Origin of the sequence: Bordetella sp. 15P40C-2 (assembly GCF_009763235.1) — a bacterium.
Taxonomy (GTDB): domain Bacteria; phylum Pseudomonadota; class Gammaproteobacteria; order Burkholderiales; family Burkholderiaceae_B; genus Bordetella_A.
The window spans coordinates 18487-43552 of record NZ_WSJA01000040.1 but is presented as its reverse complement, the minus strand read 5'-3'; the positions used below and the strand labels follow the sequence as shown (position 1 = coordinate 43552).

Annotated in this window: 26 protein-coding genes; 12 read left to right on the top strand and 14 right to left on the bottom strand. The window is 62.4% G+C overall.

Features of this window, described 5'->3' with window-relative positions; translation table 11 throughout:
- Position 1: 1 nt before the first annotated feature.
- Entirely contained in the window at positions 2–1504 is a 1503-nt protein-coding gene (locus tag GOQ25_RS16230; RefSeq protein ID WP_160351515.1) for an ABC transporter substrate-binding protein, read from the bottom strand.
- A gap of 180 nt (positions 1505–1684) precedes the next feature.
- A complete protein-coding gene (locus GOQ25_RS16225; protein WP_236844382.1) occupies positions 1685–2596 on the bottom strand; it encodes an MBL fold metallo-hydrolase in 912 nt (303 codons plus the stop codon).
- A gap of 103 nt (positions 2597–2699) precedes the next feature.
- On the opposite strand from GOQ25_RS16225, the gene GOQ25_RS16220 reads away from it, so the two are divergent.
- Both GOQ25_RS16220 and GOQ25_RS16215 read left to right on the top strand, forming a co-directional pair.
- A complete protein-coding gene (locus GOQ25_RS16220; RefSeq protein ID WP_160351525.1) occupies positions 2700–3596 on the top strand; it encodes a DMT family transporter in 897 nt (298 codons plus the stop codon).
- 100 nt (positions 3597–3696) lie between these two features.
- Entirely contained in the window at positions 3697–4389 is a 693-nt protein-coding gene (locus GOQ25_RS16215) for a GntR family transcriptional regulator (protein WP_160351513.1), read from the top strand.
- A 70-nt stretch (positions 4390–4459) separates the two neighbouring features.
- Here GOQ25_RS16215 and GOQ25_RS16210 read toward each other — a convergent pair whose 3' ends face one another.
- Complete coding sequence (locus GOQ25_RS16210; protein ID WP_160351512.1) at positions 4460–4723, bottom strand: hypothetical protein; 264 nt, start codon at positions 4721–4723, stop codon at positions 4460–4462.
- 114 nt (positions 4724–4837) lie between these two features.
- On the opposite strand from GOQ25_RS16210, the gene GOQ25_RS16205 reads away from it, so the two are divergent.
- Genes GOQ25_RS16205 through GOQ25_RS16190 form a run of 4 tightly spaced genes read left to right on the top strand, consistent with a single transcriptional unit; the run spans position 4838 to position 6482 of the window.
- On the top strand, positions 4838–5260 hold the full coding sequence (locus GOQ25_RS16205; RefSeq protein ID WP_160351511.1) for an organic hydroperoxide resistance protein: 423 nt from the start codon (positions 4838–4840) through the stop codon (positions 5258–5260).
- A gap of 22 nt (positions 5261–5282) precedes the next feature.
- Positions 5283–5606 carry a hypothetical protein gene (locus GOQ25_RS16200; protein ID WP_370519971.1) on the top strand — a complete coding sequence of 108 codons (324 nt, stop codon included), beginning with the start codon at positions 5283–5285 and terminating at the stop codon, positions 5604–5606.
- Between the two features lie 50 nt (positions 5607–5656).
- A complete protein-coding gene (locus GOQ25_RS16195) occupies positions 5657–6256 on the top strand; it encodes an NUDIX domain-containing protein (protein ID WP_160351510.1) in 600 nt (199 codons plus the stop codon).
- On the top strand, positions 6237–6482 hold the full coding sequence (locus tag GOQ25_RS16190) for a DUF3820 family protein (RefSeq protein ID WP_160351509.1): 246 nt from the start codon (positions 6237–6239) through the stop codon (positions 6480–6482). The genes GOQ25_RS16195 and GOQ25_RS16190 overlap by 20 nt, the downstream gene beginning before the upstream one ends.
- A gap of 59 nt (positions 6483–6541) precedes the next feature.
- Here the strand turns inward: GOQ25_RS16190 and GOQ25_RS16185 are convergent, their stop codons facing one another.
- Positions 6542–7678 (bottom strand): hypothetical protein, encoded by a 1137-nt coding sequence (locus GOQ25_RS16185; protein ID WP_236844617.1) that lies wholly within the window; start codon positions 7676–7678, stop codon positions 6542–6544.
- 37 nt (positions 7679–7715) lie between these two features.
- Positions 7716–8444, bottom strand: coding sequence for a helix-turn-helix domain-containing protein (locus tag GOQ25_RS16180; protein WP_160351508.1), 729 nt, complete (start codon positions 8442–8444; stop codon positions 7716–7718).
- A gap of 199 nt (positions 8445–8643) precedes the next feature.
- Between GOQ25_RS16180 and clpB the strand changes: the two genes are divergently transcribed.
- Entirely contained in the window at positions 8644–11241 is a 2598-nt protein-coding gene (clpB, locus tag GOQ25_RS16175) for an ATP-dependent chaperone ClpB (protein WP_160351507.1), read from the top strand.
- 125 nt (positions 11242–11366) lie between these two features.
- On the opposite strand, the gene GOQ25_RS16170 is transcribed toward clpB, so the two are convergent.
- Positions 11367–12326, bottom strand: a complete 960-nt coding sequence (locus tag GOQ25_RS16170) for a LysR family transcriptional regulator (protein WP_160351522.1) — start codon at positions 12324–12326, stop codon at positions 11367–11369.
- A 144-nt stretch (positions 12327–12470) separates the two neighbouring features.
- On the opposite strand from GOQ25_RS16170, the gene GOQ25_RS16165 reads away from it, so the two are divergent.
- Entirely contained in the window at positions 12471–13913 is a 1443-nt protein-coding gene (locus GOQ25_RS16165; RefSeq protein WP_160351506.1) for an amidohydrolase family protein, read from the top strand.
- Between the two features lie 11 nt (positions 13914–13924).
- Positions 13925–14881: a tripartite tricarboxylate transporter substrate binding protein BugE gene (locus GOQ25_RS16160; RefSeq protein WP_160351505.1), complete on the top strand. Its 957-nt coding sequence runs from the start codon at positions 13925–13927 to the stop codon at positions 14879–14881.
- Positions 14882–14931: 50 nt separating this feature from the next.
- Here GOQ25_RS16160 and GOQ25_RS16155 read toward each other — a convergent pair whose 3' ends face one another.
- From GOQ25_RS16155 to GOQ25_RS16135, 5 genes are all read right to left on the bottom strand, one after another.
- Positions 14932–16314 carry a sulfite reductase subunit alpha gene (locus GOQ25_RS16155; protein WP_160351504.1) on the bottom strand — a complete coding sequence of 461 codons (1383 nt, stop codon included), beginning with the start codon at positions 16312–16314 and terminating at the stop codon, positions 14932–14934.
- 19 nt (positions 16315–16333) lie between these two features.
- Positions 16334–17386, bottom strand: a complete 1053-nt coding sequence (locus GOQ25_RS16150) for an FAD:protein FMN transferase (protein WP_160351503.1) — start codon at positions 17384–17386, stop codon at positions 16334–16336.
- Positions 17387–17409: 23 nt separating this feature from the next.
- Complete coding sequence (locus tag GOQ25_RS16145) at positions 17410–18210, bottom strand: DUF4198 domain-containing protein (protein ID WP_160351502.1); 801 nt, start codon at positions 18208–18210, stop codon at positions 17410–17412.
- An 87-nt stretch (positions 18211–18297) separates the two neighbouring features.
- On the bottom strand, positions 18298–18813 hold the full coding sequence (locus GOQ25_RS16140) for a DUF2271 domain-containing protein (protein WP_160351501.1): 516 nt from the start codon (positions 18811–18813) through the stop codon (positions 18298–18300).
- A 23-nt stretch (positions 18814–18836) separates the two neighbouring features.
- Positions 18837–19466 (bottom strand): PepSY-associated TM helix domain-containing protein, encoded by a 630-nt coding sequence (locus GOQ25_RS16135; protein WP_160351500.1) that lies wholly within the window; start codon positions 19464–19466, stop codon positions 18837–18839.
- A 65-nt stretch (positions 19467–19531) separates the two neighbouring features.
- Between GOQ25_RS16135 and crcB the strand changes: the two genes are divergently transcribed.
- On the top strand, positions 19532–19918 hold the full coding sequence (crcB, locus tag GOQ25_RS16130) for a fluoride efflux transporter CrcB (protein WP_160351499.1): 387 nt from the start codon (positions 19532–19534) through the stop codon (positions 19916–19918).
- Positions 19919–19935: 17 nt separating this feature from the next.
- Here crcB and hpnE read toward each other — a convergent pair whose 3' ends face one another.
- Genes hpnE through hpnC form a run of 3 tightly spaced genes read right to left on the bottom strand, consistent with a single transcriptional unit; the run spans position 19936 to position 22990 of the window.
- Positions 19936–21258, bottom strand: a complete 1323-nt coding sequence (gene hpnE, locus GOQ25_RS16125; RefSeq protein WP_160351498.1) for a hydroxysqualene dehydroxylase HpnE — start codon at positions 21256–21258, stop codon at positions 19936–19938.
- Entirely contained in the window at positions 21255–22118 is an 864-nt protein-coding gene (gene hpnD / locus GOQ25_RS16120) for a presqualene diphosphate synthase HpnD (protein WP_160351497.1), read from the bottom strand. Before hpnD ends, hpnE begins: the two co-directional genes overlap by 4 nt.
- Positions 22119–22165: 47 nt before the next feature.
- Positions 22166–22990: a squalene synthase HpnC gene (gene hpnC / locus GOQ25_RS16115; protein WP_160351496.1), complete on the bottom strand. Its 825-nt coding sequence runs from the start codon at positions 22988–22990 to the stop codon at positions 22166–22168.
- A gap of 193 nt (positions 22991–23183) precedes the next feature.
- Between hpnC and alr the strand changes: the two genes are divergently transcribed.
- The gene (gene alr / locus GOQ25_RS16110; protein WP_160351495.1) at positions 23184–24314 is read left to right on the top strand and encodes an alanine racemase; all 1131 of its coding nucleotides are present in this window, start codon (positions 23184–23186) and stop codon (positions 24312–24314) included.
- A 24-nt stretch (positions 24315–24338) separates the two neighbouring features.
- A complete protein-coding gene (locus GOQ25_RS16105) occupies positions 24339–25055 on the top strand; it encodes an SDR family oxidoreductase (RefSeq protein WP_160351494.1) in 717 nt (238 codons plus the stop codon).
- The last annotated feature ends 11 nt before the right edge of the window (positions 25056–25066 follow it).

The window sequence follows — 25066 nt, the reverse complement described above, 5'->3', positions numbered from 1 at the left end:
CTCATTGCTTGGCGACTTTCACGTCTTTGAGACGGATCAGACCGTCGGGATAAGGCACAAAGCCCTGCACATTAGCCTGCGTACCGAAAATCCACGGCAGGTAGAACAGATAAATGTGAGAGTCCTCGTCCTGCAGTTTCTTGAGCGCCTGCGCATACAACTCGCGGCGCTTTGCTTCGTCGGCGGTGCTACGGGCCTCATTGAGCAATTTGTCCATCTCGGCGTCGCAATAACGGCCGTCGTTCAGATTGCCTTTGCATGTGACGTATTGATGAATGTTGCCGCTCGGATCGACGCGGCCCGACCAGCCTGTCTGACCGACCTGGAAATCGCCTTTGGGCAATGCCGATTGCAGCGAGGCGAATTCCAGAGGTTTGAGCGAGATATCGAAACCCGCCTCGGCGCCCATGGCCTGCACCAGTTCGAAGACCTGCTGCATCGTGGTGTTGTTGCCATAGGTGAGCTCGAACGCCACGCGGTCATAGCCAGCCTGCTTGAGCAGTTCGCGCGCCTTTTGCGGGTCGCGACCGGCGCGCTCCGCGCTCTTGTCGTAGGCAAAGCTCGCGGGCGGGAAGGGCTGATAGGCGGGTTGGAACATGCCTTCGCCCACCACTTGATTGATGACATCGCGGTCGATCGCCAGATCCAGCGCCTGACGCACGCGTTTATCCTTGGCCAAGGGAGTGTCGGCGCGCGGACCATTGGCGAGGTTCACCGAGATGGCTTGAAAGCCAAGACCAGTCACCGGGGCGAGCCGAAGCTTCGCATCCGACTTCACGGCCGCCACGTCGCTTGGCGCAATGCGCTCGATGATGTCCAGGCTGCCGGCGCGCAGGTTGTTCAGACGCACGGTCGTGTCGGGCATCGGGGTGAAGACGACTTGATCAAAGTGATAGCTGTCTTTGTCCCAGTGCTTGTCGAATCGTTCCAGCACGATACGATCATTCTGCACGCGGTTCTTGAACTTGTAAGGGCCCGAGCATACCGGGTTGCGGCCCGGGTCTTTGTCGAACGAGGCGGGCGACATCATCATGCCTGCGCGATCAGAGAGTTGCGATAGCAACGATGCGTCGGGCTCTTTCAAACGCAGTACTACCGTGCGGGCGTCGGGCGCCTCCACGCTCGCGACCGAGATCAGCTCGCTCTTGCGGTTGCTTTCCGGCAAGGTCATCGCGCGATCCAGATTCGCTTTGACCGACGCGGCATCGACCGGCGCGCCATCGTGATAGAACGCGTTCTCGCGCAGCTTGAACGTCACCGACATTCCGTCGTCGCTGATCTGCCAGGATTCCGCCAACTGCGGGACGATCTTGAGATCCGGCGTGATGTCGACCAGCTTGTCGCATAGCGAAGCGAATACGATGCGGCCCACGAAGGTCCGTGCGCGCACGGGATCCAACACATCGGGGTCGTCCTGCAGACCGATACGCATCGTGGTCTGAGCGGTTGCGGCGGTGCTGGCCAGCAGGCCGGCGGTGAGCAGCGCGAGGCATAGGCTACGCATGGGAATTCCTTAGGTGTGACTACGGATAAACCGATGATCGACTATTGATCGGGGTAGTGGAAACTATTTTAATGTTCAACTACTGGAGGGCTTGGGTACTCGATTAGGTGATTTCCCTGGCGCCGGTTCGGCGCGGCACGACCGTGCGCCGCAGCCGTGGGCGAGTAAACAGGTACCGAATTACAGCGTGTTCAAAGGCACCTTCAGATAGCGCACGCCGTTGTCCTCGGGCTCTGGCAAATGGCCAGCTTGCATATTGACCTGTACGGAAGGCAGCATGAGCTTAGGCATGGATAATGTGGCATCGCGTTTTTCGCGCATGGCGACGAAGGTCGGTTCGTCGATACCGTCATGCACGTGGATATTGCTCGCGCGTTGCTGCCCGATGGTGGTTTCCCAAGCGTACACGTCGCGCGGTGGCGCGGTGTAGTCGTGGCAGACAAACACTCGCGTCTGTTCGGGCAATGCCAATAGCCGTTTTATCGAGCGATACAGCGTGGCCGCATCCCCGCCCGGAAAATCGCAGCGCGCGGTCCCGTAGTCGGGCATGAACAGGGTGTCGCCGGTAAACACAGTGTCGCCGATGACATAGGCCATGCAGGCCGGCGTATGACCCGGCACGTGCAGCGCGATGCCTTCGAGGCTGCCAATCTGAAAGCATTCCCCATCGTCGAACAGGTGATCGAACTGACTGCCATCGCGCGCGAATGCCGTTCCCGCGTTAAAGATTTTGCCAAACACGGCTTGAACTGCGGTGATGTGCTGGCCAATCGCCAGTTTGCCGCCCAGACGCGCTTGCAGCCAGGGCGCCGCGGACAGGTGGTCGGCATGCGCGTGTGTTTCCAGTATCCACTCGGTGCGTAACGCTGCAGTCTCGATATGACGGGCCAGCTTTTCCGCCGACTTTTCTTCGGTGCGCCCGCTGGCGTAGTCGAAATCCAGCACGCTGTCGATCACCGCGCACGCGTCGCTGCGCGGATCTCGCACGACGTGCGTGGCGGTAAATGTGTCTCGATCGAAGAACGTGTGCACCTCCGGGCGGGCAAGTTCGCCTGCCAGCGTGCGTTCGACGATCGAGATGGCGGAATTCAATGAGGTGTCCATGATGCGAAGGAAAATGCAGATACAACAGATGAGATAGGATAGTGGGCTACTGATCCCAGGCTCTTTTGTGGATCGTATCACCGAGCGCACCATGCAGGTCACCTCTCCGTCTTCCTCTCACGCCTCGCCGCTGGCAGGCATTGCCTGCGTGTGCGCGGGCGTGTTTTTTCTTACTTGTAGCGACGCGCTGGCGAAGTGGATAGGACAGTTTTACAGTCCGATCCAGATTTTGTTCCTACGGGCCGCGATTGCACTGCCGGTCGTATTGGCGATGGTGCTCGCTCTGGGCGGACGGCGCGCGGTGCGCACGAGTCATCTGGGGCTGCATCTGGTGCGCGGCGCGATCAACGTTGTTTCCGCCACGTTTTTCTATTTGGGGCTGCAAGCCCTGCCATTGGCGGAGGCGACTGCCATCGCGTTTTCCGCGCCGCTGTTCGTGACGGCGTTGTCGGTACTGGTGTTGAAGGAAACGGTCGATGCGCGCCGCTGGCTTGCTGTCGCGGTGGGATTCGCCGGGGTGCTGGTGATCGTCCGCCCGGGGGCGGCCAGTTTTCAGATGGCGGCGTTGCTGCCTTTGGCCACGGCGGCGATGTATGCGGTGATGATGCTGACGGCGCGAGCCATCGGTGCGACCGAGAGCATGCTGACGACGACGCTATACATCGTCGCGGGGCAACTGGTGTGCAGCGCGGTGGCCGTACCGGCTTTCTGGACGCCGCTGACGTGGTCGGATTGGCCGTTTTTTGTCGGAATCGCGCTCTTTAGCACCTTGGGCCTGGCGTTTATCACCCAGGGATTTCGCATCGGCCCCGCTTCGGTGGTGGCGCCTTTTGACTATATGGGGCTGTTATGGGCGTCGGTGATCGGCTGGCTGGTTTGGCGAGAGGCGCCGGACTGGATTGACACCGTGGGCGCAGCGCTCATCGTCGCCAGCGGGGTGGCGATTGCATGGCGCGAGGCCCGGCAAGCGAAAAAACATCGCAGGTGAACGCCAATCGCTGCCTGGTCGCGGGCGGATATTGATATAGTGGCGGCTGCCGCGCTCCTAGACAGCGCGGCTCGCGTTTACGCCCCGATTTTGTGATGTCATGACAGATACATCGTCCCCTATACACGCTGCGCCCGCTGGCCCGGAGGCCGCTGTGCGCGTGCTGGAAGAAGAAATCGTATTGGGCAGCCTGCACCCGCGCGAACGCCTGATCGAGGACGATCTGATGAGGCGCTTCACGCTCAAGCGTCATGCGGCGCGCGAAGTCTTAGCCGAGCTGGCCCGCCGTGGCCTGGTCGAACGGCGCAAACATATCGGTTGCGAGGTCAAGGCGTTCTCGGTCCAAGAGGTCAAGGAACTGTATCAATTGCGCGAGCTGCTAGAGGCCGAGGCCGCGCGGACGTTGCCATTGCCGCTCGCGCCCGAAGACCTGGAACAGTTGAAAAGTATCCAGCGCCAGCATGACCGGGCGGTGGCCGATGGTGACCCGCGCGGCGTTTTTCATACCAATCTACGCTTTCACGAAACCTTGTTTGGCTTCTGTCATAACGGGGTGCTGCTGCGCGCGATACAGGAATACGCCAGGCAGACGCATGCCATTCGCTTTGGGTCACTGGTCAACCCGGACTATCGGGAACGGGCGCGCGACGAGCACTGGGCGATGATCACGGCGCTGGAGGAAGGGCGGCGCGATGAACTCGTGCGGCTGTGCCGCGACCATCTGGCGCCGTCGCGCGATGCTTATCTGACGGCCACCCGGCATTTGAGCCGACACGACGCCTTCACCGGCTAGCTCTGGCATCTTGGATTGCGCAAAGGCCAAGGCGTGCAGCGCGCGGCGATGGCGAGCGATACCCCGCCTTTCAGGCAGCCGAGTCGTCGGTATTTTGTCCCGTGAACGCTTGAACCAGTCGGGTGATCTGATCCAATTCATCGTGCGCGCCGACTGCCCAAGCGGGCGTCTCGAACGGGCTGTCGGCCGGGGTGTTGTCCAAATTGGCGCGCAGGTCCGACAAAATATCCAGGGCCAGATCGGTGGCCTGCGCGTTCCCGCGCGTTGAAAGCGCCAATGCCAGCGCGACCGTCTGTCGTAGGGCCAGCAAGCGACCGTCGAGTTCGTTATCCATAAAAGGGCCTTTTCAAAAAGTCGCAAAAATCGTGGCCGCGATTTGTATTTGTATCGGGCCCGCCGTATGCTGAAGTCACCGCAGAGTTTCATCTGCCATCTATGGGAGCCTAGCATGTCTATCGAAAAAGTCGTTTACCGTGCTCGCGCTAAGGCCACAGGCGGTCGTGACGGTCGCGCCGTGTCTTCTGACAATGTTTTGGACGTCAAACTCGCGGTGCCACGCGAAATGGGCGGCGCGGGCGGCGGTACGAATCCGGAGCAGCTTTTCGCGGCCGGCTATTCGGCGTGCTTTCTGGGCGCCATGAAATTTGTAGCGAATCGCGACAAGCTCAGCATCCCCGCGGACGTCTCTGTCGAGGGCGAGGTCGGTATCGGTGCGATTCCGACGGGCTTTGGTATTGAGGTGGAACTCAAAATCTCGTTGCCGGGGCTGCCGCGCGAGCAGGCGGAAGAACTGGTGCAGCGCGCGCACATTGTCTGCCCTTATTCGAACGCCACGCGCGGCAATATCGATGTCACGCTGACGGTGGTGTGAGGGGGTTTATTCAGGAATGAAAATGATGAAAACCACGATGCTGGGGGCGATCGCCGCCGTCGCGTGCTTGACCAGCGCGGCGGCCTTCGCGCAGGCACAGCAGCCGGCGCAGACACAGCAATACAGCTTTCCCGGAAGCGACGGCAGCTATTCGCCGCCGTCGACGTTACGCATTACTGAGCAACCGGGCACACCTCCTGCGCCCGCAGTGCGGGATACGCAGGAAAGCATTGCGCTGTACCAGCGTTGCCGCAATAACGCCGATCGGGAGGCCGTGGATCGCAACCAGCTGCAGACCATGGTCGCCACTTGCCTGGCCGAGCTGCAACAGCGTCGTCAGCAGTGAACCCTCGGTGGTAAGCTCGCGGCATTGTTTCAATCCTGGACTTTGCCGCGATGACTCTTCCTGATGACGCTCATTTGACCGAAACCTTGGTGGAAAGCCGTTCTCTGTGTGAGGGCAGCTTTCTCAAGGCGCGTTGCGATACGGTGCGACTTCCCGATGGCCGGCTGGCCACGCGCGAATACGTGGTGCATCCTGGCGCGGTCGTCGTGATCCCGTTACTCGATGATGGGCGCGTGTTGATGGAGCGCCAGTATCGTTATCCGGTCGAGCGCGTGATGACGGAGTTCCCCGCGGGCAAAATCGATCCTGGCGAGGACCCGTTTCACTGCGCGCAACGCGAATTGCTCGAGGAAACCGGGTACACCGCGCGTGAATGGGCCTGCGCGGGAGCCTTGCATCTGGCCATCGCCTATTCCACCGAGATTATTCACATCTATTTCGCACGGGGCCTGGTGGCCGGCAAGGCGCAGCTCGATCAAGACGAATTTTTGGAAGTCTGCGCCATGCGGCCCGATGAACTGTACGCCGCGTGTCGCGACGGCAGCGTCACCGATGCGAAAACCCTCACCTGCACACTGTGGCTGCAAAACGTGCTGAGGGGCCAATGGCCCTTGGAATGGCGGCAAGGTAATGAATCCGCAGGATCTTGAGCGACTCGTCACCTTGGAGATGCCATTCGGCAAGTACCAGGGGCGGCTGATCGCGGATTTGCCGGGCCCATATCTGGCGTGGTTTGCCCGCAAGGGTTTCCCGCCAGGGCAGATTGGGCGGCTACTGCAACTGATGCACGAGCTGGACCACAACGGGCTCACGCCTTTGCTGGCGCCATTACGTCAGAAATCGGTCAACGGGAAAACGCAGTCGGATACGGAATAGCCTTCGCAAGCCTGACGGAGGCATATTGACTTCATTGACGCGCGAGCGTGGTCAGTCTGTTACCGCGCAGCCGTAACGGGTTCGCACACCGCAGCGTGGGAACTGGCCTGCGCGCCGTGCCCCAGCAGCGCCTCGGCGCCGCATTCCGACGCGAACATGGCTGCCGCCTCGTGTCCTACCCCGATTACCTGATAGGCCGGCGGCGTACGCGGCGCGGCGTGGTTCGTGCGCTGCGTCAGCATACGGTCGTAGCGCGCATAGCCCAGCCCGCGCGCCAGCCGCGTGGCGCCCTGAGCCTCGGCGGCGCAGTGTTGATCGAGCTGGCGATCTTCCGGATTGTTGTCCGCGCTGCCCAGCAAAATCACCACATCGCGCGCGGCATACCTGACATAAAGGTCCGACGCCACACTATGTTGGGCGTAGGGAGGCAGTTGCTGGGGCCCATAGGGGAATTCGTTGTAGCTCGGGCAAATGCCGCGCTCGTAGGGCGCATACCCTTTGCCATCGCGACGCGGCCGTTCGTTGGTGAGATACAAATACGATGGGGCGTTGGCCACGACATAGCGCAAGTCCACGCCCTTGCGGCGCACCGACCCATCGATGCCATTGAGCACCGCATAGCGCTGCAGCAGCTGCGCCCCGCTGCCATGCGCGGCGAGCACGATATCAGTGAGGGCGGGCAAAGATTTGTTGTCGGCCAATCCGGTGACGACATCGTCCAGCACTTCAAACGCACTCAGGGGCGACGGACGCCCCGCAGCGCGCACACTCCTGCCGCCGGTTACCCAGCTGGATTTGCGCCAGGCTGGCAACCCTGCATAGGCGGCATCAACGGGCGAGGGGAATTGCAGCGCCACGATCAAGGTCTCGGCCTTGCGCGACGGATTCATCGCCACTAGCGCGGCGACGTCCCGATAGTGTCGGCCGGCACTGCCTCGCGTTTCGGGCAGCACCAACAGGATACGGCGAATGTCGCGTAAATCCCGCCCCAGGTCGTGGTTCGCATACACCGGCATCCGATACGCGTGCCCACGATTCTCGAGCGTGAGCAGTTGCGCTTTAGGCAAGCTTGGGTGGGGCACCGACCCAGGGGCTTCATAGTCGTACGGTGGCGGTAGTGGCGTTTGCGCGGCCGCACCCGAGGTCAGCAATGCCGATAACCAAACGGCCACTCGCGCTGAGGCGCGGGTCATCATACGCCTCGCCAAAAAACCGGGTTGGCATGCCGTGGCCTTAACAGTGTTCGCGTCCGAGCAGCGTTTGCAGAGCGGGGATGTCCAAGAGCTGCAGATCGCGCTGCCGGATCGCGATAAGCTTTTCGCGCGCGAATTTCGAGAACAGCCGGCTCGTCGTCTCCAGCGTCAACCCCAGATAATTGCCGATTTCCTCGCGGCTCATGCGCAGGACGAATTCGGACGCCGAATAGCCCAGCGCCGAGTACCGTTGCGACAAATTGAGCAGAAAGCCGGCCAGGCGTTGTTCTGAGCGCATGCCGCCGATCGAAGCCAGGAATTGGAAAGAGCGCGTCAGTTCCCGGCTCATGAGGCGTCGCATCTGCTGTTGCAATGATGGCAACTGGTTCGCGACCAGATCGACTTGCGACAAACGGATCACGCATACCTCGGAATCCTCCAAAGCCGTCGCCGTACTGACGTGGTGGCCTTCCAACATGCCGTCCAGGCCGACCATTTCCCCGGGCAGGTGAAAGCCGGTGATCTGCATGTGCCCGCTGGCGTCTTCGATCTGGGTCTTCAGACAGCCGTAGCGCACACTGTAGACGGCATCAAGGGTATCTTGTTGGGTATAGAGCGTGGTGCCCTTGGGCAGCCGCACACGTTCCTGTACCAGCTCTTCCAGTTGCCGCACATCCGAAGGCGCCATGCCGACAGGAACGCAGATATGGCCAAGCCCACAGGTGGAGCAGTCGGGCGAATCCGGTGTCAGGGCAACGCGTTTTTGCATGGAGGAATAACTGGAAAGCAGGGACGTGTCCCCAGATAGATAACGCCCAACAAAATCGGACGGGCAGAACGCTATTGTAAGCCGTTGGGAAATTTGCTGTTTTACCCTTGAAAAACGCGCCTGCAGTCCACACATGGTATGCATCGAGCCAGCCGCTTGTGTTCCGGTCAGGCTCCCAATCAAGCCTTACGAAAACATCATGCGATTCGACAAATTAACCACCAAATTTCAGCATGCCTTGGCAGACGCTCAGAGCCTGGCTGCTCGTAACGATCATCCCTACATTGAGCCCGTGCACGTGCTCTCGGCCTTGTTGTCCGACGCGGAAAGCGGCGCAGGCAGCCTGCTGGCGCGCGCCGGCGTCGCGGTCAACCGCGTGCCGGCCGCCTTGGACGCTGCGCTAAAGGCGCTGCCGCAGGTCCAGGGTAATGACAATGTGCAGATCAGCCGCGATCTGCAGACCGTGCTGACCCGCACCGACAAGGAAGCCGCCCGTCGAGGCGATACCTATATCGCCAGTGAATTGTTCCTCTTGGCCCTGGCCGATGACAAGGGCCCGGCCGGTACCATCCTGCGCGACGCGGGCCTGCAGAAAAAGGCACTCGAAGCCGCGATCGACGCCGTGCGCGGCGGCGAGGCGGTGTCTGCCGCCGAGGGCGAGTCCAACCGCGAGGCCTTGACCAAGTACACGCTCGATCTGACCGAGCGCGCGCGTGAAGGCAAGCTCGATCCCGTGATCGGCCGCGACGACGAGATCCGCCGCACCATTCAGATCTTGCAACGCCGCACCAAGAACAATCCCGTGTTGATCGGCGAGCCTGGCGTGGGTAAGACCGCCATCGTCGAAGGCCTGGCCCAGCGTATCGTCAATGACGAAGTCCCGGAATCGTTGCGCGGCAAGCGCGTGCTGTCCTTGGACCTGGCCGCCTTGCTCGCTGGTGCAAAATTCCGTGGCGAATTCGAAGAGCGCCTGAAAGCGGTGCTGAAAGAGCTCGCGCAGGACGACGGCCAGAACATCGTCTTCATCGACGAGCTGCACACCATGGTGGGCGCCGGCAAGGCCGAGGGCGCGATGGACGCGGGCAATATGCTCAAGCCGGCGCTTGCGCGCGGCGAGCTGCACTGCATCGGCGCGACCACGCTCGACGAGTATCGCAAGTACATCGAGAAAGACGCCGCGCTGGAGCGCCGCTTCCAAAAAGTGCTGGTCAACGAGCCGGATGTGGAATCGACCATCGCGATCCTGCGCGGTTTGCAAGAGCGCTATGAAATCCACCACGGCGTGGAAATCACCGACCCGGCGATCGTGGCGGCCGCCGAGCTGTCGCACCGCTACATCACCGATCGCTTCCTGCCGGACAAGGCCATCGACCTCATCGACGAGGCCGCAGCCCGTATCCGTATGGAAATCGATTCCAAGCCCGAGGTAATGGACAGGCTCGACCGGCGCATTATCCAGCTCAAGATCGAACGCGAGGCCGTGCGCAAAGAGACCGACGACGCTTCCAAGCGCCGCCTGGCCGTGATCGAGGAAGAGCTCGAAAAGCTGCAGCGCGAGTACAACGACTACGAGGAAATCTGGAAAGCCGAGAAGGCCGCCGTGCAAGGCACGCAAGCCATCAAGGAAGAGATCGACCGTGTGCGCGCCGAAATGGCCGAGCTGCAACGCAAGGGTCAATTCGACAAGCTCGCCGAGCTGCAATACGGCAAGCTGCCCGAACTGGAGGCGCGCTTGAGCGCGGCCGACCACGCCGAGCAGCAAGGCCAGCAGCCTGCCAGCGATCAGCCGCGCCTGTTGCGCACCCAGGTGGGCGCCGAGGAAATCGCAGAGGTCGTCTCGCGCGCGACGGGTATCCCTGTGTCCAAGATGATGCAGGGCGAACGCGACAAGCTCCTGCAGATGGAGGACCATCTGCACAAACGTGTCGTGGGTCAGGATGAGGCGGTCAGCCTGGTATCCGATGCCATCCGCCGCTCGCGTGCGGGTCTGGCGGATCCTTCGCGTCCGTATGGTTCCTTCCTGTTCCTGGGGCCCACGGGCGTGGGCAAGACCGAGCTCACCCGTGCGCTCGCGGACTTCCTGTTCGATTCGGAAGAGCATCTGATCCGTATCGACATGAGCGAGTTCATGGAAAAGCACTCGGTCGCGCGTCTGATCGGCGCGCCTCCGGGATACGTGGGCTACGAGGAAGGCGGTTATCTGACCGAAGCCGTGCGCCGCAAGCCTTACAGTGTGGTGCTGCTCGACGAGGTCGAGAAAGCGCACCCCGATGTGTTCAACGTGCTGCTGCAGGTGCTGGACGACGGTCGCCTGACCGATGGTCAAGGACGCACGGTCGATTTCCGTAATACGGTAATCGTCATGACCTCCAACCTCGGTTCGCAGCATATCCAGAGCATGGCCGGTCAGCCGTACGAAGTGGTCAAGGAAGTCGTGTGGGATGAGCTCAAACAGTCGTTCCGCCCCGAATTCCTTAACCGTATCGACGAAGTGGTTGTCTTCCATGGCCTGGAGGCGCAACACATCGAGTCCATCGCACGCATTCAGCTCAAGCGTCTGGCCGATCGTCTGGAGCATCAGGACATGCGCCTGGAAGTCACCGACGCTGCGCTGGCCGAGTTGGCACGCGCGGGCTTCGATCCGGTGTTTGGCGCGCGTCCGCTCAAGCGGGCGATCCAGCAACAGATCGAGAACCCGGTCGCCAAGCTGATGCTGCAAGGCGCATTTGGGCCCCGCGATGTGGTGCCGGTGGACTGGCAGGACGGCAAGTTCGTGTTTACGCGGACCTTGCAATAGCGGGCAGACGCGATCGCTCCACTGCCGGCGTCGTGTAGCGACGACGGCGGGATTGATCGCGATGAAACCGTGTACGAAGGGCGATACCTGATGAGGGTATCGCCCTTTTTTGGGGCTCGCTTGCCCTATGCGCCGTCGGTCGCCACGACGCGACAGCCATCAGGCAGCGTCATCCGCGCGACGTGCTGGCGCAGCGTTTCAATGACCGCCTGCGCTGCCGGTGTCAACGCATAATCGCGGTGCCGTATCAGGCACAAGGTGCGCACCAGCTTCGGACGGGTCAGCAACGAAAATCGCAAGGCGGCGTTCTGTACCCGCTGTGCCGCCAGTGCTGGCAGCAGCGCCACGCCCAGGCCGGCCTCCACCAGTGCGGCCTGTGACGTGGTGCTGGAGGCTTCGTAAAAAGGCGCGCCCGCAGCGATCGGCAGGTCCGCTCGCCCGCGCAACAGCGCCATGATCCCCGTTTCATCGACCACGCCCACCAACTTGCGTCCTCCCAGGCTCGACCAGTTCACATAGCCGCGACTGTCGCGCTTGATGGTGGGATCGTCGGCGCGCGTCAGCACGCCGAAGCGGTCTTCGATCAGGCCTTCGAATATCAGGCTGGGTGCATCGGCCCAGGGGCTGGTCAGGCCAAAGTCGACCTCTTGTGCGGCGATGAGGCGTTGGATACGCCCCGAGTTGTCATCGCGTAGATAGAGGCGGATGCCAGGGTGTTGCTCCGCGAACGAGGCCATCGCGGGGGCGATGAGTTCGGTGATGGCCGAGGGCGCAGCAGCGATCCCCACGCGACCACGTTCCAGCGTGCCATAGCGCACCACGTCTTCAATCGCGCCGTCAAAGTCCGCCAGCAATCGCATGACCCGAGGCAGAAATTCCTGACCGATAGGCGTGAGCGCCACATGCCGGCTGGTTCGGGCAAAGAGCGGCGTACCCAGGGCGTCCTCAAGCTGGCGAATGAGGCCGGTAATGGATGACTGTGTCTGAAACAGCCGCCGGGCCGCGAGCGTGAAGCTTTTTTCCTGCGCCACCGCGACAAAGGCCGTCAGATGCTTGAGCGTGACGTGCTTGGGAAGCCGATTGATCATGAAATCAGATTGATGGATAAAGTTAAATGATTTTTCCAGTTCGATGGGTAAGGCGATACTCCTCGTTTTTACCAATGGGCGCAACGGGCTGAGCGTGCCGAAGTCTGGTACGGGTGCCAAAGCGCGAGGCTGGGAAACATCATGCTGGATATAAAGATCACCAACGGATGGGTGATTGATGGAAGTGGCGGTGCGCGTCGGCGCTGCGACGTCGGTATCACCGGCGAACGCGTGTCCGCCGTGGGCGATTTGTCCGCCATGGCGGCGCGTCGCGAGATCGATGCGACCGGCAAAATCGTCGCGCCCGGCTTTATCGACGTGCACGGTCATGATGACCTGATGTTCGTCGAACGACCGGACCTGCGCTGGAAAACGTCGCAAGGCATCACGACCGTCGTGGTCGGCAATTGCGGCGTGAGCGGCGCCCCCGCGCCCATCCCGGGCAATACCGCCGCCGCGTTGGCGCTGCTGGGTGAAACGCCGTTGTTCGCCGATATGGCGACGTATTTCGCGACGCTCGAGAGCCAACGGCCGATGATCAATGTGGCCGCGTTGGTCGGGCATGCCAACTTGCGCCTGGCCACCATGGCCGACCCGCGTGGCAAGCCCACGGCCGACGAACAGGCGGCGATGGAAACGCTGTTGGATCAGGCGCTGACGGCCGGCGCGGTGGGCTTTAGCACGGGCTTGGCCTACGACCCGGGCGCGTGCGCCGACTTTGACGAACTGGCAGGGCTGGCGCGGGTCGCCGTCCGGCATCAAGCCTTGCATACGAGCCATATCCGCAATGAAGCCGACGAGGTCGAAGCCGCCGTCGATGAGGTGTTGCGCGTGGGGCGCGAGACGCGCTGCGCCAGCGTGCTGTCGCATCACAAATGCATGCTGCCGCGCAACTGGGGGCGCAGCGCGATGACCCTGGCGAATATGGACCGAGCGCGCGCCGAAGGGCTGGACGTGGCGCTGGACATCTACCCGTATCCGGGCAGCTCGACCATCCTCATCCCCGAACGGGCAGAGATCATCGATGACATTCGCATCACCTGGTCCACGCCACATCCCGAGTGCAGTGGCGAATTCCTGCGCGACATCGCTCAGCGCTGGGGATGCGACAAAACCGAGGCCGCCCGGCGTTTGTCCCCCGCAGGCGCCATTTACTTTGCGATGGACGAGGCCGAAGTCCAGCGCATCTTTCAGCACGATGGCTGCATGGTGGGCTCCGATGGCCTGCCCAATGACGCGCAGCCGCATCCCAGGCTGTGGGGCACCTTCCCACGCGTGCTGGGGCGTTATGTGCGAGAAGCGCAGATCGTCACGCTGGAGCAGGCCGTGGCCAAGATGACAGCGCTGCCTGCACGCGTTTTTGGTCTGGCCGACCGGGGATGCTTGCGCGAGGGGGCCTGGGCCGATGTGGTGGTCTTTGATGCCGATACGGTCATTGATCGCGCCACTTGGGACGCTCCCACCGAAGAGTCGTCCGGGATCGACGTCGTCATGGTCAATGGTGCACAGGTTTATCCCGTCGCGCCCGAAGGCAACCGCCCGGGCCGCGTCCTGAAACGCACCCGTCAAAAAACACAATCCTAAGGAGCAATTTCATGCGTAAAACTCTATTGGCAGCAGGCCTGCTCGCGTTCACCACTACGGCGCTCGCCGATTTCCCAGATCGTCCGATCACGCTCATCGTGCCGTTCTCGGCCGGTGGCCCCACCGACGTGGTGGGCCGCGTCGTCGCTGCCAAGGCCGGCGAGATTCTGGGCCAGCAAATCGTTGTCGAAAACCGCACCGGCGCCTCGGGCACCATCGGTCTGACCGCGACGGCTCGCGCCAAGCCTGATGGCTACACTCTGGGCCTGGCCACCGTCAGCACCCACGGCACGGCGCCCCATCTGTTCCCTAAGCTGGCCTATGATCCGGTCAAGGACTTCACGCCCATCAGCAATCTGGTGACCAGCCCCAACATCCTGAGCGTCAACCCTTCGTACCCGGCCAAGACGCTGACCGAATTCGTGGAACGCGTGCGCGCCAACCCCGATACCGAGAGCTATGCGAATGCCGGCGCGGGCGGCGTGAATGACTTGGGCATGATCTGGTTCCTGCAACTGATCGGCGGCAAGATGAACAGCATCGCGTATCGCGGCTCGTCGCCTGCCTTGACGGACACCGTCAGCGGCGTGGTGCCGGTGATCTTCGACAACTTTCCGTCCTCGCAAGCCTACGTGAAGAGCGGCCACCTGCGTGCCTTGGCCATCACCGGCAAAGAGCGCAATCCCAGCCTGCCCGACGTGCCGACCTTCGCCGAACAAGGCTACAAGGATTACGACGTGACCGCCTGGTATGGCGTGGTCGCTCCGGCCGGCGTCCCGGACGATGTGCGCGACAAGCTGGCTGATGCGTTCGCCCGCGCGGTGCGTGATCCGGAAACGGCGCGCAAGCTGGCCGACACCGGTTCGTTCCCCTTGGGCAATACCCCTCAGGAATTCGCCGAGCAGATCCAAGCCGAGAAAGATCGCTGGGGTGTGGTGATCGAAAAAGGCCAGATCAAACTGCAGTAAGGCTGCGAAAACGCGTCGCGGCGGCAAACCCGCCGTGACGATGACAGCGATTAGTAAACGTCGCGGTGATAGCGTCCCTCTTGACGCAATCTTGTCATCGCGTCGCTACCCAGGATGTGCTGTAACGCCTGATCCACATCCTGCGCCATGCCGTTCAGGCTGCCGCACACATAGATGTCGGCCCCGTCATTGACCCATTCCCGCACGCTGTCTGCCGCTTGCAGCAGCCGATGTTGCACATAGGGGTGCTCACGGTCGTCGCGCGAGAACGTGAGATCCAGCCGGTGCAACCGGCCCGAGGCGAGCCAGGCTTGAAGTTCCTCGCGATAGAAGCCATCGGTGGCCGCGTTGCGCTCGCCAAAGATCAGCCAATTGCGATGATGCCCGGCCGCGATACGCGCCTTGAGCAGCGCGCGCAGGCCCGCGATGCCGGTGCCATTGCCGATGAATAGCGCTCCCCGTGCATCCTGGGGAGGGCGGAAATTCTCGTTACTGCGCAGGCGCAGGTCGATCAGGTCACCTATCTGAGCGATCTGTGTGAGCCAACCGCTGCCCACGCCTAAACCGCCATTAGCGTTGCGACGTAGCCTCACCAGCAGGTGTACGGCGCCATCGCTCGGGACAGAGGCAATCGAGTATTCCCGATGCGGCAGGACGTCGCCGCCTCGCGTCTTGCGCGGCCCGATCTCGGCGATGTCGCCAGGCTGCCATCGCGCGTTGTCGGGATCGAGCGCTGTCAGTTCCAGATGAAAGCAAGGTTCGCCCTGGCTACCCGGGTTGAGCAGCGTGCGGGCGGTCAGCCGCCATGGCTGATAGGCCGGGGTTTCCCAATCGGGCAATTCATGTTGCCCGATCATCTGGCCTAACTGATGCACCCAATGCCGCAATGCGCCGGCATCGATGCGGTCCACATCGACGCGGTCGAATAGGGGGGTCGCGCCCCAGTTGCGCAACCAGCCATCCAGCTGTCTGCCAAAGCCGCAGAAATGCCGATAGGTGCTGTCGCCCAGCGCGAGCAAGGCATATTGCAATCCATCGAGCGCCATGGTGGGCATGCCCGATATCGAATCGGCGAAGGCGGCTGCGTTATCCGGGGGATCGCCTTCGCCATAGGTGCTGGCGACAATCAACACCCGGGGGTAGCTGCGTAATACCGCCGGATTCAGTTGCCCTAATGCGGCCACCCGGGTGGGCACGCCCGCCAGGCTGAGCGTTTGTGCCGTCTGCTGGGCAAGTGATTCTGCTTGTCCGGTTTGACTGGCGTGCGCGATCAGTATGGTGTCGCTGGTGACCGGCGCGGTTAAAGCGGATGCCGCCTCCGCCACTTTCCTGTGACGGATGCGAGCCTGATGCCATGCCCATAGGCATAACAGCAGCCATAGCGCAACGACGCAACACGCACAGATCAAACGGTGGGTAGGCGACATCGACATAGCCTTGGGTGTGGGGCCGCTATTGTGCCGCCAGCAGCGCTTCAAACGCCGGACTTGCCGTCATTCGCAGTTGCTGCCCGTCACGCACAATGAACAAGGCTGCCAGCCCGCGGCTTTGGGCGTAGTCCATGCCTTCTTGTTCGCCCATCACCGTCAACGTCGTGCTCAAGGCGTCCGCGTCCATGCACGCCGCATGCACGACAGTCACGGAAGCCACGCCGTTGGCGATAGGCCGCCCCGTGCGCGGATCCACCGTATGGGCGTATCGCCCCATCTGGTCTTCACGGTAGCGGCGATAATCGCCAGACGTGGCAATGCTGCGTCCTTGCAGGGCAATCGCCATGGCGTGGTCCTCGCTGCCATCGGGAAACTCCACGGCGACTCGCCAGGGTGCACCATCCGGCCGGCGGCCAGACGAACGCAATTCTCCGCCCACCTCCATCAGGAAATCGTGCACGCCCAGCCGCGCCAGCGACTGCGCCGCCAAATCCACGCCATAGCCTTTGGCGATGGCCGACAGATCGATACACACGCCACCCTTTTGCCAGGCGCGCCGATGATCGTGATCCAGCCGCAGGTGCTGCCATCCACAACGTTGACGCAGCGCCGACAACAGTTCCGGTCCGGGCGGCTCGCTGGCATACGGGGGCGGGCCAAACCCCCAGGCATTCACCAGAGGCCCTACCGTCGGGTCATAGGCACCGCCTGTTTCGGCAGCCCAATGCAGTGCCCGCGTCAGTACGTGAAAACAAGGCTCGGGCAGTGGGTGCCAGCCGACTTCAGCCTGATTGAATCGGGACAAATCGGATCGTTCGTCCCAGGTGCTCATCTGCGCGACGACGAGATCCAGGGCTTCTGTGATCGCCCGTTTGGCGTCCAGAGGCGATACGCCTGGCGGCAGCCCCAGACGCGCCGACCAAGTCGTGCCCATCGTCGCGCCCGCCAAGGCGGCGGGCGTCAAGCCCAACGCCTGGGCAGGGCGCTGATCAACAGTCCCTATGGCCGCCGTCAAGATCTGCGGGGCATACCCGACTCCCCAGCCACCCGAGACGTAGGACACCTTATGCTTCATGCGTGCGCTGCGAAGGGCCGTGCTTATTGAGCCAGGACTTCGAGCGTGGCGACATACGACAGACGCCGCTTGGATGCATCCTTGACGGTGGTGTTCTGATCTTCGGTACCCGCCTCCAGCCAGTACAGCCCTGGCTGCGGCCACTTGATTTCGAACTTGCCTTCCTTGTCAGTTTTCAGCGCGATTTCACCGACCGGGTCGCGGTAACGGCCGCCGCCGGGCACGATATTGACCTCAAGATCGGCCGCGGGCTTGCCGTCAATTGTCATCTGAAAGGTTGCCGTTTCGTCTGCGTACAGATCGTTCGGGTGCGTGACCGGCACCAGTTCCAGGCCACGAGCCGCCGCCGCCAGGGTAGTCGGCTTGCCAGCCGTGGCGAAGGTCTCGACACGACCTATTGACTCGGAGACGTCCAGGTCCTGCGCCTGCGCCGGGATGGCGGCGGCCATGTTCTCGACCTTGCCAAAATAACGCTTGGGCTTACCGTCTTCTTTCCAGCGCGCGAAGACGCCGTCGTTGACGACGGCGATGCGGTAGGTGCCGGGCTCGGTCAGCTGCAGGTCGAACGTGCTGCGCAGCTTGCCACGGTTGGCGTTTTCTGGCGACACGGTTTTGCCGCTAGGCGAGACGATGACCAAGTTGTCCAGGCGCAGCGGCGCGTGGTTGAAATAGAACTTGTCGTTACCGACGGAGGCGTCAACCGTGATCCAGCTGTCGTTGCCCGACAGAACCGTGGAGGAGGGCACCAGCCACGCATCGTGCGCGTGAGTCACGGCAGGCAGGCTCAACGCTAACGCAGCGGCAAAACGAAGGGCATATTTCATCGGAGTTCCAATAACCAGGGATTTGAGGACGGTGTCGGCAGCGGACAAATGGCGGTGCTCAAAGACGGGTGCCGACAAGTGGCAGGATCAAGGGGTAAACGTGACTGTGATTGCGCCCAGCTCATGTTCGCCTTGGGCCGTCAGGGTGTCGGCTTTGGTGGGCGGCCAGTCGAATGGCACTCGCACCAGTTCGCGGCCGCCAACCTCACGCGCAGCTTCGACCACCAAGGCATAGCGTCCGGGCTTGAGTTCGGCCAAAGGCTTCTGGTTGCCCGAAAAGGACAGCGCGTGTTTACCGGCCGGGCGGGTTGCGCCGCTCACGCCGTCCACGGGGAACTGTTGATTGCGCCCGCTGCGCCGCCACCATTGGCGCATGTCTTTCAGCCATTGCGCGCCTTCGTTGTTTTTCATGGCCACGTCGTACCACACGGCCAGATCGCCCACGGCGTTCTGATCGGCGGTTTCCAGCCAGATCGCCACATAGGGACGGTGATACTCCGCTACGTCCAAGCGCGGAATTTCCACGTTCAGATTGAGATCGGCGGCCTGCGCCGTCCGGGCAATCAGGCCAGCCAGCAACGCCGACAACAGCAGCTTACGCATAAAGTCTCCAGACTCGTGCTTCATCAATGGATAAATACCAGCGCCAGCACAACAGGAATCACCACGCCCAGGCCCACCATGGGCCAGGTCGCCGCGCGCTGGCCCGCGTGCATCTGTAGCAGCACCAGTCCCGTCAGCGAAAACACCAGCGCGGCCACGGCGAACAGGTCCAGGAACCAGCTCCACGCCGTGCCGGTATGGCGTCCTTTGTGCAGGTCGTTCAAATACGCGATCCAACCGCGGTCCGTGTACTCGTATTCCACCAGGCCGTCGTCCAGCGATATCGACACCCAGCCGTCGCCCCCAGGGCGGGGCAGGGACAGGTAGAGTTCGTCGGGCGACCATTCGGGTGTCCGGCCAGTCGCATCGGCGTGCGCTTCGCTGCGCAGCCATTGGGCGACGTTGGCCGGCACGGGGGCTTGCTTGCCCGCGGCCTTGGCCGCTTGCAGCTCCGTCAGCAACGCATCGGGCAACTGCGCCTCGCCAGTCGTGACTACGGGCGTGGCGGGAATCAACGAGGCATTGTTCAGCGTCAACCCGGTGATGGCGAACAGCAGCATCCCCAACAGGCATAATGCGGAACTAATCCAGTGCCATTGGTGCAGGGTTTTCAGCCAGTAGGCTCGTCGGCGAGAGGGTGTTTGTCGGTCCATGACGCAAATGGCGAATTGGCTGCGGATTCTACCAGTGAAATGAGAATGAGTCTCAAGTTATTTTTATGCAAACGCTGACTACGATCAATGTCCTTGCCGTGGCGCTGGGCGCCGCGTTGGGTGCTTGCGCTCGTTGGTGGGTCGGGCTCTGGCTCAATACGGCCGGGTGGCCGTGGGGGACGCTGGCGGTGAATCTGGCCGGTGGGTATTTGATCGGGGTCGCGTTGGCGGTGTTATGGGCGCATCCGGATTGGCCACAATGGGTGCGCTTGGCGGCTGTGACAGGTTTCCTGGGCGGGCTGACCACGTTTTCGACGTTTTCGGCCGAAACCGTGGGCATGCTGGAACGGGGCGACTATGTGCCCGCGATCGGCTATGCAGGATTGAGCTTGCTGGGATCGCTTGGGCTAACCGCCCTCGGATTAGCAAGCGCCAATTCCATGCTGCGTTAAAACGGCCGTATCGGCGCCTATTTCCCGGCCAGCAGTACCTGTGCCGCCTTCAGACCACTGCGCACTGCGCCTTCCAGCACTCCTGGATAGCCTGTGTCGGTCCAGTCGCCCGCCAGGGCTAGCGTCGGCCATGGCGTGCTGTTAAGCGGGCGGTTCAGCCCTGGCTCCGCGGCGAAGGTGGCGCGTTTCTCGACGAAAAGCTCAGCGGCCACCACCGCCGGCATGGGTGGCAGACGGGAAGGGTGCCGGGCGGCCTGCTCGGTGACTTGTTGCGTCAAGTTCGCGATGATGGTTTCCCGCGACTCGGACGAGAGCGCGCGCGCCGCACTCGTCACGATGGCCAACTCGGATTCAGGGCTACGCCCGGTCAGGCGCGATCGGTCGAATACCCATTGGCCCCAATGCCCGCGCGACTTGTCCTCGCGCAGCAGCATCATGGGCGCCGGCAGCGGCCATGGCGCGGCCAGGCGCAGGTTCAAGGTGGCGATCGGCACATACTCAAACGCCTGCAGCGCATGCAGCAGACCCGGCGAGTCGGCATCGAGCAGGGCATCTTCCAGCAGGCGGGCGGCCACGAAGGGCGGTACCGCGAGCACGGCCGCGTCGAACCGTTCCCGATTGACATCCACCCAATAATCGCCGGGCTTCAGATGGCGTACCGTGGCCCCATAACGCATGGTGGCATGCAGCGCGACCGCATCCGGCCACAACGCCGACAAATCCACGCAGGGCAGCAGTAAATCGCTATTGCGACGGTCGCCGGTCAGGCTGTCCTGCAAAATACGCGCGAAGAGGTCCGCGCTGGCCTCGTCCAGCGGCGTGTTCAGTGCCGCCAAGCATAGCGGTTCCCACAGGCGCTGCACGATCTGCGCCGGTTGCTGATAGTGCGATAACAATCGCGACACGGTCCAGTCGCGTGGGGTGCGCCAGCCTTGCTTTTGCAGTCCGCGCATCAACCGTATCGCGGCAAGCCGGCTTTCCCACGAAAGGCCACGCGCCGTTACCAGCGCGGCCAAGGCGTGAAAAGGTGCGGGCAGGGCGGGCGCGGCCAGATTAAATGCACCGTCCAAACTGCTCAGTCGCAAGGAACGCCGCATTAGCAGCGTGGCCGGATTGCGCCCAAGGCGCCGCATCAACGCGAGCGTCTGCTGATAGGCGCCCAGCAAAATATGCTGGCCATTATCCAGGTGCCCGCCAAAATCGGGATGCACCACGCGACGCGCCCGGCCCCCTGGCGTGCGGCCCGCTTCAAACACGGTGACCTGTGCGCCCGCGTCGCGCAACGCCGCACAGGCCGCAAGGCCTGCCCAGCCAGCGCCGATAATCGCGACCTTTTTCATGTCGAGAGGCGGCGCACGAGGCCGCGGCCACCACCGACCCAGGTTTTCCAGGCCAGCCAGAATTTCCGAATGGGCGTGAGCGAGATGCGTTGATGCAGCACCTGCCAGTTATCGCGCTCGATTTCATCGAGCAGGGCGTGATAGATGGCTGCCATCAACAATCCCGGTCGCTGCGCGCGGCGGTCGGTTTCGGGCAGACTCTGCATGGCTTCTTTGTAAAGCTGTCGCGCCCGGTCGGCCTGGAACTTCATCAGCGCGGCGAACCTGTCCGAATAGGTGCCGTTCAGTATCTCGGCGGCCTTCACGTCGAACTGCTGCAGCTCATTGACGGGCAAGTAGATCCGCCCGCGCCTTGCATCGTCGCCCACGTCACGAATGATGTTGGTGAGCTGAAACGCCAAGCCTAGCTTGGACGCATATTCCAGCGTGCGCGCATCGGTATACCCGAACACGCCCGCCGACAACTCGCCGACCACGCCGGCCGCATGCCAACAGTATTTACGCAGCCCCGGCCAGTCCAGATAACGCGTCTGGTCCAGGTCCATTTCCATGCCGTCGATGACCGCCAGCATGCGTTCGCGCGAGATATCGCACGACGCCAAGTGCGGCTGCAGCGCCTGCATCACCGGATGCTCCGCATGACCGGCAAACAGCTGATCGACCTGCGTTCTCCACCAGGCGAGCTTGATGCGCGCCACGGACGCATCCGTGCACTCGTCCACCACATCGTCCACTTCCCGGCAAAACGCGTACAGCGCCGTGATGGCGCGGCGGCGTTCGGGCGGCAGGAACAGGAACGAGTAATAAAAACTCGACCCGCTTTTGGCGGCTTTTTCCTGGCAATAGTCGTCAGGCGTCATAAATTTGGCATGTATCCCATCAGTATGTCAGCGCGTGCGGTGTCGAGTTATCGGATGCGCCACAGCATGACGGCCCAGTCCTTCCAGCCCAATTCGGGCCGGTTCATGAACACGTCATAGCCACAGCGCTCAATCCGCTCGAGAATGCGTAGTCCCCCTTGCACGATCAGGCGCAGTTCCAGGCCGATACGGCCCGGCAACCGGCGTGCCAGTGGAGCGCCAGAGTGTAGCAGTGCCCGGGTGCGTTCTACTTGAAAGGCCATGAGATCGCGCCATTGTGGGGTCAAGCGACAAGTGGCGATGTCGTCCTCGGTGACGTGATGATGCAGCAAGTCCTCGCGTGGCAGATAGATGCGTTGCTTGCGCCAGTCTACCCGCACATCTTGCCAGAAGTTCGCCAACTGCAGACCCGTGCAAATCGCGTCGGACTGCGCCAGATTGTCGGGCGTTGCCGCATCGTATAAATGCAGCATCAGCCGTCCGACCGGATTGGCCGAGCGCGAGCAGTAGTCCAGCAGCGATGCGTAGTCGTCGTACCGTTTGACAGAGACATCCTGCTCGAACGCCGACAGCAGATCCAGGAACGGCGTGATGGGCAACTGATATTGGGCAATCGTCTGGGCGAGCGGCGCAAAGATAGGCGCGAGGACGTCCGCAGGGCGGCATTCGCCTCCCGGCTCGGCACCGATGCGATGCAGCTCCGCGCGGAAAGCGGCCAACGCCGCCAACCGTTCAGCGTCGCTGGCGTTGCCCTCGTCGGCGATGTCGTCGGCCGCGCGCGCGAACCGATAGATATCCGTGACCGGACGGCGCAGCCGGCGCGGCAACAGTACCGAGGCAACGGGGAAATTTTCGTAGTGATCGACTGCCATACCTCTGAATTGCAACGGCCTGAAGGCCAGCTTGGCGGAAACCCTGAGTCCCTATTTTAGTCGGGCGCATCCCGGCCGCCCCACGGCGGCCAGCCGGCGGATAAGTAGCTAATAATTTCTGTGTGATTCCGCCGCACACTCTCGACCCGCTGCGAGGCAGATCAGGTAGACTAACTGCCATAGGAAATTACAAATGCCACGCCCGATCAAAGCCACTATTTCAGTTTCCGCACTCAGCCATAATCTGGCCGTCGTGCGACGTCATCTCGATCAGGCAGCCCAAGCCGCGGCGGCGAAGTCCCCATCGATTTGGGCCGTCATCAAGGCGAATGCCTACGGGCATGGGATCGAGGCCGCCGTGGCGGGATTTTCTGCCGCCCAGGGTCTGGCCATGCTGGATCTGTCCGAGGCAGTACGCTGTCGCGAGGCAGGTTGGGGCGGGCCGATCTTGCTGCTCGAAGGGTTTTTCGAGCCTGGCGACCTGGAGTGGGTGGATCGCTATCATCTATCGGTCACCGTGCATACCCGCGAGCAGCTCGACATGCTGGCGCGCGCGCGTCTGGCACGCCGCGTCGACATCATGCTCAAACTGAACACGGGGATGAACCGGCTCGGCTTTACGCCGGATACATTCCAAAGCGCCTTTCAGCGCGCCAACCAGTTGCGCGATCAAGGCAGCGTCGGCAGTATTGGCACCATGACCCATTTCGCCTGCGCCGACGGTCCCGAGGGCGTGGCGGAGCCGATGCAGGTTTTCCGCGATGTGACCGACGGTTTGGGTAATGGGCCCGTCAGTGTTTGCAATTCGGCGGCCACGCTGCGTTATCCGGAGATCGCTTTGACTAGCGGCGCGCAGGCGCACTGGGTCCGTCCGGGCATCTGCTTGTACGGCGCCTCGCCTATCGCTGGCGAAAGCGCGGAACAACTCGGCCTGCGTCCGGCGATGTCGCTGCGTTCCGAGATCATCGGCGTGCAGGAAGTGCCCGTGGGTGCGGCCGTGGGGTACGGCGCCTTGTTCCGCGCTGACCGGCCCATGCGCATCGGTGTGGTCGCTTGCGGATATGCCGACGGTTATCCGCGTCATGCCAGCACAGGCACGCCGGTCGTCGTGGGCGGCACGCGCACCACGCTGGTCGGGCGTGTCTCCATGGACATGTTGATGGTCGATCTGACCAGCGTTCCGTCCGTACGCGTGGGTACCCCGGTGTCGCTGTGGGGCGCCGAAGGGCCGTCGGTCGACGAGGTGGCCGAATCGTGCGGCACGATCGGATACGAGCTATTGTGCGCGGTGGCCCCGCGCGTGCCCGTCGAGCGTATCGCCTGATTTCGATATTTAGCGAGGAATTCCATGAAAGACAAATGCGTGCTGGTCACTGGCGCGACGAAAGGCATCGGCTGGGCGCTGACCCAGCGGCTTGCCGACCAGGGCTGCCATGTCGTGGGAATCGCGCGTAACACCGAACACGTCGATTTCCCGGGCTATCTGTATGCCTGTGATCTGGCCGATGCCGGACGCACCGAAGAAGTCCTGCGTGAGATCCGCGAGAAATATCCCGTCGACGCCATTGTGAATAATGTCGGCATGGTGCGGCCCCAGCCGCTGGGCGAAATCGATTTGGCTTCGCTCTACAGCGTCATGGACCTCAATGTACGCGTGGCCGTGCAAGTCACGCAGGCCTTTCTGGAATCGATGAAGGCGCGCCGCACCGGGCGCATCGTCAATATCGTCAGTCGGACCATCCATGGGGCGCACGAGCGCACCAGCTATTCGGCCGCCAAAAGCGCCCTGGTCGGATGCACGCGCACCTGGGCGCTGGAGTTGGCCGAGTACGGTATCACCGTCAATGCCGTCGCTCCCGGCCCCATCGAGACCGAGCTATTCCGCCTTGCTCAACCCGCGGGCAGCGAGGGCGAGCGTCGCGCGTTGGCGTCCATTCCAATGAAGCGCATTGGCACTCCGGATGAAGTGGCCGCCGCGATCGCCTTTTTCCTGTCCGACGAAGCCGGCTTCGTCACGGGGCAGGTGCTAGGCGTCGATGGCGGGGGCAGTTTGGCGGGACGCTGAGTCGCGAGTGT

Coding starts and splice junctions, on each gene's coding strand:
- hpnE (WP_160351498.1), bottom strand. CDS start 21,258: ATGAAAAAGGTCGCGATTATCGGCGCTGGCTGGGCAGGCCTTGCGGCC.
- GOQ25_RS16180 (WP_160351508.1), bottom strand. CDS start 8,444: ATGCAAAAACGCGTTGCCCTGACACCGGATTCGCCCGACTGCTCCACC.
- GOQ25_RS16160 (WP_160351505.1), top strand. CDS start 13,925: ATGCGTAAAACTCTATTGGCAGCAGGCCTGCTCGCGTTCACCACTACG.
- GOQ25_RS16135 (WP_160351500.1), bottom strand. CDS start 19,466: ATGGACCGACAAACACCCTCTCGCCGACGAGCCTACTGGCTGAAAACC.
- GOQ25_RS16140 (WP_160351501.1), bottom strand. CDS start 18,813: ATGCGTAAGCTGCTGTTGTCGGCGTTGCTGGCTGGCCTGATTGCCCGG.
- GOQ25_RS16215 (WP_160351513.1), top strand. CDS start 3,697: ATGACAGATACATCGTCCCCTATACACGCTGCGCCCGCTGGCCCGGAG.
- GOQ25_RS16165 (WP_160351506.1), top strand. CDS start 12,471: ATGCTGGATATAAAGATCACCAACGGATGGGTGATTGATGGAAGTGGC.
- hpnD (WP_160351497.1), bottom strand. CDS start 22,118: ATGACGCCTGACGACTATTGCCAGGAAAAAGCCGCCAAAAGCGGGTCG.
- GOQ25_RS16230 (WP_160351515.1), bottom strand. CDS start 1,504: ATGCGTAGCCTATGCCTCGCGCTGCTCACCGCCGGCCTGCTGGCCAGC.
- GOQ25_RS16220 (WP_160351525.1), top strand. CDS start 2,700: ATGCAGGTCACCTCTCCGTCTTCCTCTCACGCCTCGCCGCTGGCAGGC.
- GOQ25_RS16155 (WP_160351504.1), bottom strand. CDS start 16,314: ATGTCGATGTCGCCTACCCACCGTTTGATCTGTGCGTGTTGCGTCGTT.
- clpB (WP_160351507.1), top strand. CDS start 8,644: ATGCGATTCGACAAATTAACCACCAAATTTCAGCATGCCTTGGCAGAC.
- crcB (WP_160351499.1), top strand. CDS start 19,532: ATGCAAACGCTGACTACGATCAATGTCCTTGCCGTGGCGCTGGGCGCC.
- GOQ25_RS16200 (WP_370519971.1), top strand. CDS start 5,283: ATGATGAAAACCACGATGCTGGGGGCGATCGCCGCCGTCGCGTGCTTG.
- hpnC (WP_160351496.1), bottom strand. CDS start 22,990: ATGGCAGTCGATCACTACGAAAATTTCCCCGTTGCCTCGGTACTGTTG.
- GOQ25_RS16190 (WP_160351509.1), top strand. CDS start 6,237: ATGAATCCGCAGGATCTTGAGCGACTCGTCACCTTGGAGATGCCATTC.
- GOQ25_RS16105 (WP_160351494.1), top strand. CDS start 24,339: ATGAAAGACAAATGCGTGCTGGTCACTGGCGCGACGAAAGGCATCGGC.
- GOQ25_RS16145 (WP_160351502.1), bottom strand. CDS start 18,210: ATGAAATATGCCCTTCGTTTTGCCGCTGCGTTAGCGTTGAGCCTGCCT.
- GOQ25_RS16150 (WP_160351503.1), bottom strand. CDS start 17,386: ATGAAGCATAAGGTGTCCTACGTCTCGGGTGGCTGGGGAGTCGGGTAT.
- GOQ25_RS16185 (WP_236844617.1), bottom strand. CDS start 7,678: ATGATGACCCGCGCCTCAGCGCGAGTGGCCGTTTGGTTATCGGCATTG.
- alr (WP_160351495.1), top strand. CDS start 23,184: ATGCCACGCCCGATCAAAGCCACTATTTCAGTTTCCGCACTCAGCCAT.
- GOQ25_RS16195 (WP_160351510.1), top strand. CDS start 5,657: ATGACTCTTCCTGATGACGCTCATTTGACCGAAACCTTGGTGGAAAGC.
- GOQ25_RS16210 (WP_160351512.1), bottom strand. CDS start 4,723: ATGGATAACGAACTCGACGGTCGCTTGCTGGCCCTACGACAGACGGTC.
- GOQ25_RS16205 (WP_160351511.1), top strand. CDS start 4,838: ATGTCTATCGAAAAAGTCGTTTACCGTGCTCGCGCTAAGGCCACAGGC.